This window comes from Staphylococcus sp. HMSC13A10 (assembly GCF_001808005.1).
In the GTDB taxonomy this organism is placed as follows: domain Bacteria; phylum Bacillota; class Bacilli; order Staphylococcales; family Staphylococcaceae; genus Staphylococcus; species Staphylococcus pasteuri.
Genome location: NZ_KV791833.1, coordinates 1 through 6,843 on the forward strand (window position 1 = coordinate 1; position 6,843 = coordinate 6,843).

Genomic DNA, 6,843 nt, shown 5'->3' on the forward strand with positions numbered 1-6,843 from the left:
GTTTGGCAAGCATTGGCTTTGCTAGCCACTGACGTGGCAGACGCGCCAGCTTGTTGGGGATAATCCCCAAGCCCCTTATGGATTTTTTCTAGCGAAAAAATAGTGGCTAATTGATAGCCACTATTAATAAAGAAAAAGAAGTATTATTTGTTATAAATATATTAATTAGGTTCATATTTAGTCTTTAGTATTTTTAATAAAAAAGGTAATAATGCTAAAAAGAGTGTTATTGATGCAAATAACCATGCATGACTTGACCCTTCTATGAGTTTATCTGAATTTGATGAATTACTGATAAATAATGAAGTAACTGCTGTATAAAAAGCAATACCCTATATTTTGAACCATTCTTTGTGTAGCTCCAGCAGTACCTTGCATATCTTGAGATACAGTTCCCATTATTGCTGAAGTATTAGACGGTAGGAAAAAACCTCCTCCTATACCATATATTAGTAATAATAAGCTTATTGTCACTGGATTTAATATATATTGTAATAATCCTAGGCTTGTATATGCCACAATCATAATAATTAGTCCTGTAGTCATTAATACAATATTGCCAATGCGAGAAATTAATTTACCAGATATTTTTGAAGTAAGTACTAATCCTAAAGGAGAAGTAAGGTTAACTAATCCTATTTGCCAAGATGAAAGATGATTAATCTTTTCTAAAATATATGGAGGAATTATAAAACCTAAAGATGTTGTACCTCCAAATACAAATATTGCAAATATTGGAGATGAAAATGATACATTCTTGAATAAACGTAAATCGATGATAGGATGATTTGTTTTTAACTCCCATATAATAAATAGGCAAAAAGAAACAATAAAGATTAGGAAATTGCCATATACTGATATATTAAAAATTGAGTGATAAGACCAAGATGTTAAACTTATTAATAAACAAAAGATAGATAGAAATAATAATGAATTTCCACGTATATCTAAATGGATAGACGTACTTTTTTGCTCTTTAATATATCTTTTTAAAAATAAACAGCCGATTAAACCGATAAATATAAAGGGAATATTGATCCAAAATATCCATCTCCAATTACCTACAGATATTAAAAGACCTCCAATACTTGGACCTAAAACAGGACCTATTCCTAATAGAATACTTAACGTTCCTAACGCAGAACCTTGTCTATTTTCAGGAATGGTTGTAGTAATAATAGCCGTAGCAGTTCCTTGTAACATTGCTGCACCTATACCTTGTAAACCACGAAAAACGATTAATTGTATGACGTTATTTGAAAAACCGCATAAAATAGAAGCTATTAAAAAAATAGTTAATCCTAAACTATATATATTTAAACGACTGTATTTATCGCTTAGTCTCCCAAATATTATAATTGTGCCTGTTAATAATAAAGTATATAGTGTGACACTCCAAGTAATAAAAGAAGTATCAACATTAAAAGATTTAGATAAAGTAGGTAATGCGACATTGATAATTCCGCTATCAAGGGTGGATAAAAACATTCCTATTCCTGCTGTAAAAACAACTAAATGATCGAAATACTTAGAAGAATTCATCTATAATACCTCCTCATTTAACTAATTTAATCATACCCATATAATATTTCGATTAACACCGAAATATTATATGGGTATGATTAAATTGTACTAACAGAAAGGGTGTATTATATGTATGAAAATTTTTCTGATAATATCCTCCTTATTGGACATAAGACACGTTTAACTATGTTAATTGAATTATCTAGTGGCATAGCTCTTCCAGCTGGAGAATTAGCTAAATTAGCTGGTGTAAAACCTTCAAACAGCTAGTGAACATCTTTCAAAACTAGTAGAAGCTAATTTTATTTCAGTTAATACATGGGGACGACATCGCTATTATAAAATTGATAATGACAAAGTCATTGATGGCAATCAATGCTTTATCTGTTATATCTCCTCCTATGAATAGCAAATCGTTAAAAGAAACAACAAAAAAAGAAAAGTTGTCGTATATACGCACTTGTTATGGTCATATTGCTGGGAAAATAGGGGTTAAATTTACTGAAGCTTTATTAGAAAATGATTATCTTAAAGAAAAAGAAGAATGTTATAAATTGACTCAAAATGGAAAAAATTGGTTAAAAAAAATTGGAATGGAAACAGAAAAAAGCATGTATTCTAAATCTATTCCAAAGCATATAGATTGGACTGAAAGAAAAAATCATATGGCAGGACCGGTTGCATTACAAATAACTGAAAAAATGATCGAATTATCTTGGATAGAGAATAGTGAAATTAATCGATGTCTTAATTTAACCAAAAAAGGAAAAAGTGCTTTCAAGACATATCTAAATATGAACATCCCATAATAAAAAAACGAAATATTTTGACAAATAAAGCGCTTTTATGATTATGTACTTATTGAAAGTGTATTAAACCACTTATATTTTAATTTTTTTCTGTGTCGAGCGATGTAGTTGTTATAAATATTATATTTTGGAGGTTCATAATGAATTCTAAAGTGATTAAATATACTGCAGATTTTGATGAAAAACGATATTGGGAAAGAGTTAAGCGAAATTTAGGTTGGTTAGGAAATACTGATGAAGAAGCCGAAAAGCGTCAAAATAAAATTAGTGAAGTGGTAATAGGCATTGCCGGTTGTGGTGGTATAGGTGGTGCTGTAGCCGAAAGATTAGTAAGATTAGGAGTTCGTCATATAAAAGTAGCAGATCCAGATTATTTTGAGCTTTCTAATATTAATAGACAATTTGGTGCATCTTTGGATAATCTTGGAAGAAATAAGGCAGAAGTAGTTGGAGAATCTATATTTAATATTTCAAGAGATGTAAATGTTGATGTTTATCCTGAAGGTATTAATAATAATACTGCTGATGATTTTGTAGAAGGTTGTGATTATGTTTTAGATAAAATTGAATTATTTGAATTAGAAGCTCGCTATGCATTACATCGAGCTTTTCAAAAAAATGAAAGATGTAAATTTATGTTAACTGTGCCAGTATTTGGTCATAGAGCTTTCTTCTTTAAATGGACTAAAGATTCAATGTCAGCTGAAGATTATTTTGATATCAAGCCAGGTTCAGAGCTAGATGAAAAAAATACAAGAAAAATAGTTTATTCTCTTTTTCCAGAATACCCTCAATTTCCATCCAAAGAAAGATTAGATGATTGGTTAATTAATAATAAAGAATGCCCTATCTTTGCTGGATGTCCCCCTTTAGCTCAAGGTCTTTTAGTAGAAAGATTGAGTTTTGAAATAACTGGTCTGAAAGATATTCCAGAATATAAAGAATTACCGTCAACTCCAAGTTATTTCTATGTTTGATTCAGCCTCTTGGGAAACAAAAATTGTAGAAAGAGAGGAAAATAAAATTGATTAATAACTTATTATCGATGAAGAATGTGAATCTTACTGATATTAATACTATTTTTGAAAAAGCAGATTATTATGAAAAAGCTTTAAAAAATGGAAAAGTAATTAAGGATTTAGAAGGTAAAATTCTTGCTACGCTTTTTTATCAACCAAGTACCAGAACTAGAATGAGTTTTACAAGTGCCATGTATCGATTAGGTGGACAAGTCATAGATATGGGGGGACCTAAAGTAGCACGCACTGATGATTATTTTGACGAGAGTATGTCAGATACTATTAAATATATTGAACAGTATTCAGACATCATGGTTATGCGTCATTTTCAAAATTATACTGTTGAAAAAGCATCGAAGATCACCCATATTCCTATGATTAATGCCGGAGATGGAACAAATGAGCACCCTACGCAAGCTTTATTAGATTTATATACGATGACAAAAGAATTAAATGGTTTAGAAGATAAAGTTATAGGAATAGGTGGAGATATTAATTGTAGAGTGATTCGTTCTATTGTTATAGGTCTAGAAAAATTTGATATTAAGAAAATTATATTTCTATTGCCAAATGGAGAAGAATTAAATAGCGATATTTTAAATTTATTAAAAAACACTGATTATTCTATAGTCCATAATGTAGAAAGAGTATTAGAGCAAGCAGATATATTAGATATCATACCTTTTGAACTTCCAGATTTTAATTCTGCTTATTCAGAAAAAGTTGATGAAAAACCATCATTAGAAAATAATTTGATAGTATCTAAAGAAAAGTTTAATGATAAGAATAGGATCCCTATTCTAAGTCCTGGACCAAGAGAAGCTGAACTTTCTTCAGATACAGACGACATGGATAATGTGATATTTACTAAACAAGCATATAATGGTTTATTAATAAGAATGTCTCTTTTATATTATTTTTTACACTGATTAATAGCTATTTATAAAATGAATACGCTATACAAAAGCACTACCCATAATCGTTAATTATGTCAACCAACTAAAAAGGGACAAACGCCGTCATTTCAGCGTTTGTCCCTTTGTGTTTGGATTATCGATTATTCATATTTTATACATACCCTTAACCACGCGTTTTCATGCATTTTCATTAAATGACATTTTGTATCTTTATTCAACTTTAAAGCGTCTAAGTGTTGCATACAGTATGCGTGCATACTGTATGCATGTATATTGTATGCCTGCATACACTTGAAAAGTTATATATTTGAACACAACTTTAAAAAACTTACTTACATCTATATAATAATCAATGTAAGCAAGTTGGATCGATGGTGGCTAATCTCATGAAAATGGGGTGATGCCTATGGTTTTGGTTTTTGCTCCTAGAAAGGACTAGCATTGTCTGATTATGAAATGCTGATGATTGTTTTGACAATCATTAGTTTAGTATTAATTAGAAACGACCAAAAAAAATAGACCATCTCCACTTTGACAAGTAGATAGTCTATTTAAGAATTTTTTATCGAAAGTCACCGTCTTTTTAACGGGCTTACTAAGGCACAAGTGTTACCAGCACTTGTGTCTTTTCTTTTGTCAATTTCAGTATATACTGTTTCATGCTATTTGTAAAAGAAATTCAGTGAGCATTTAGTTAAGCTATTTTTATAAACGGAGGGAGAAGGATTTGAACCAACGCGAGCAAAAAGCTCCTACCAACCACACAGTGTTGGCCTCTTAAACCAGACTTGAGTACCCCTCCACAATAATATGTAATTTGAATATTATTTGACTTTAATATAGTATTAGAAAAAAGTTCTGAAGTCAAGTAGCAGAGATTGATAAATATCCAAGACCGATAAAAAAACAACAGCCTAACTATCATACGAAAAATAATTGTACGTGGTATGTCCATAATAAAAGAAATCAAACAAAAAGATATCTTCCATCTAGTTTTACAGATGCAAAAAATTGGCTTAATGAAGCCAAAAGAGCTGGATTTGCTACAGGTAAAAAACCAATAGCAGGTTCTATTCTCCAAACTTCTAAAGGCGGTGGCGGTTATGGCCATGTCGCTTTTGTTGAAAAAGTAAATAAAAATGGAAGTATAAAGATTTCAGAATACAATTACAATGTACGTTTAGGCTATGGCACTCGTACTTTAACTAAGAAACAAGCTTCGCAATACAATTATATTTATTAATCAGAACTTCAGACCCTAAATCCTGGAGTTAGACTCCAGGATTTAAATTTTAAATGAAAAAGGTGGAAAAATGAAATTTGTTACATTAACAGAACAGGAATATCAATTATTTATACAAAAACATGCTGTACATTACACGCAATCTATTGCGCATTATAACTATAGACAAAAGTATAAAAAAGATGTCCATTTGGTAGGCGTTAAAGATAATGAAGAAGTTATAGCTGCGTGTTTACTATCTGAAGCACAAGTTTTAAAAATATTTAAATATTTTTATTCTCACAGAGGTCCAGTATTAGATTTTAATAATGAAAAATTAGTTGAATGCTTTTTTACTGGGCTAACTCGATATTTAAAACGACATAAAGGATTATTTGTTTTAGTTGATCCTTATATATTAGAAAGTAATAGAGATGCAGATGGACGTATATTGAAGTCATACGATAATTCCAATTTAATAAATAAACTCAACCATTTAGGCTATCAATATCAAGGTCATAGTATAGGATATTCTGATACAAGCAAAATACGCTGGTTATCTGTTTTAGATTTGGAAGGCAAAAACGAAAAAGACATTTTAAATGAAATGGATTACCAAACTAGAAGAAATATTAAAAAGACATATGAGATGGGTGTAGAGGTTAAAACACTAGACATTTCACAGACAGACCAATTCTTTGAATTGTTCCAAATGGCAGAAGAAAAGCATGGCTTTAAATTTAGAGAAAAAGATTATTTTGAAGAAATGCAAAACATCTATAGTAATAATTCAGCTTTGAAATTAGCGTATATAGATTTAAAAAAATACTTAAACCAGTTAAATAACAAAGAGTTAGTGCTTAATGAACAACTAGAAGAAATTAAAACAAAGCTAAAAGATAACCCAAATTCAAAAAAGAATAAAAATAAGTACCAAGAATTAAATAAACAATTAAAAAGTAACCAAAAACATATTACAGAAACTAAAAATTTAATCAAAAGTGACGGCGACGTACTTCATTTAGCGTCGGCATATTATATCTGGAATAAAGATGAGGTTTATTATTTATCAAGTGGATCTAACCCTAAATACAACCAATTTATGGGGGCATATCGATTACAATGGGATATGATAAATTTTGCATTAAATAATAATATACCGAGATATAATTTTTATGGTATTACTGGAAATTTTAGTGAAAATGCTGAAGATTATGGTGTGCAGCAATTTAAAAAAGGGTTTAACGCCCATGTCGAAGAATACATTGGAGATTTCATCAAACCTCTACGCCCTATTTTTTACAAAGTATATAAGTTACGTAAATAACACAATAAAAATAGGATGCTTCTAT

Annotated in this window: 6 protein-coding genes, 1 tRNA gene and 1 pseudogene; 6 read left to right on the top strand and 2 right to left on the bottom strand. The window is 30.0% G+C overall.

What is annotated here, in order from left to right:
• Nucleotides 1-161 precede the first annotated feature (161 nt).
• Nucleotides 162-1,542, bottom strand: a pseudogene (locus HMPREF3125_RS01850) (MFS transporter).
• Nucleotides 1,543-1,653: 111 nt separating this feature from the next.
• On the opposite strand from HMPREF3125_RS01850, the gene HMPREF3125_RS12940 reads away from it, so the two are divergent.
• The 4 genes from HMPREF3125_RS12940 to HMPREF3125_RS01865 all read left to right on the top strand — a co-directional run bounded on the left by HMPREF3125_RS12940 (nt 1,654) and on the right by HMPREF3125_RS01865 (nt 4,281).
• The gene (locus HMPREF3125_RS12940) at nt 1,654-1,794 is read left to right on the top strand and encodes a helix-turn-helix domain-containing protein (protein WP_256278047.1); all 141 of its coding nucleotides are present in this window, start codon (nt 1,654-1,656) and stop codon (nt 1,792-1,794) included.
• A 95-nt stretch (nt 1,795-1,889) separates the two neighbouring features.
• The gene (locus HMPREF3125_RS01855) at nt 1,890-2,333 is read left to right on the top strand and encodes a hypothetical protein (RefSeq protein WP_256278048.1); all 444 of its coding nucleotides are present in this window, start codon (nt 1,890-1,892) and stop codon (nt 2,331-2,333) included.
• 140 nt (nt 2,334-2,473) lie between these two features.
• A complete protein-coding gene (locus tag HMPREF3125_RS01860; RefSeq protein ID WP_256278049.1) occupies nt 2,474-3,310 on the top strand; it encodes a ThiF family adenylyltransferase in 837 nt (278 codons plus the stop codon).
• Between the two features lie 47 nt (nt 3,311-3,357).
• Nucleotides 3,358-4,281, top strand: a complete 924-nt coding sequence (locus tag HMPREF3125_RS01865; protein ID WP_002486797.1) for an aspartate/ornithine carbamoyltransferase family protein — start codon at nt 3,358-3,360, stop codon at nt 4,279-4,281.
• 700 nt (nt 4,282-4,981) lie between these two features.
• Here the strand turns inward: HMPREF3125_RS01865 and HMPREF3125_RS12760 are convergent.
• Nucleotides 4,982-5,071, bottom strand: a tRNA-OTHER gene (locus tag HMPREF3125_RS12760).
• A gap of 96 nt (nt 5,072-5,167) precedes the next feature.
• Between HMPREF3125_RS12760 and HMPREF3125_RS12385 the strand changes: the two genes are divergently transcribed.
• Both HMPREF3125_RS12385 and HMPREF3125_RS01870 read left to right on the top strand, forming a co-directional pair.
• Nucleotides 5,168-5,512 carry a CHAP domain-containing protein gene (locus tag HMPREF3125_RS12385; RefSeq protein WP_227705987.1) on the top strand — a complete coding sequence of 115 codons (345 nt, stop codon included), beginning with the start codon at nt 5,168-5,170 and terminating at the stop codon, nt 5,510-5,512.
• Between the two features lie 70 nt (nt 5,513-5,582).
• Nucleotides 5,583-6,818 carry an aminoacyltransferase gene (locus HMPREF3125_RS01870; protein WP_070451577.1) on the top strand — a complete coding sequence of 412 codons (1,236 nt, stop codon included), beginning with the start codon at nt 5,583-5,585 and terminating at the stop codon, nt 6,816-6,818.
• Nucleotides 6,819-6,843: the final 25 nt, after the last annotated feature.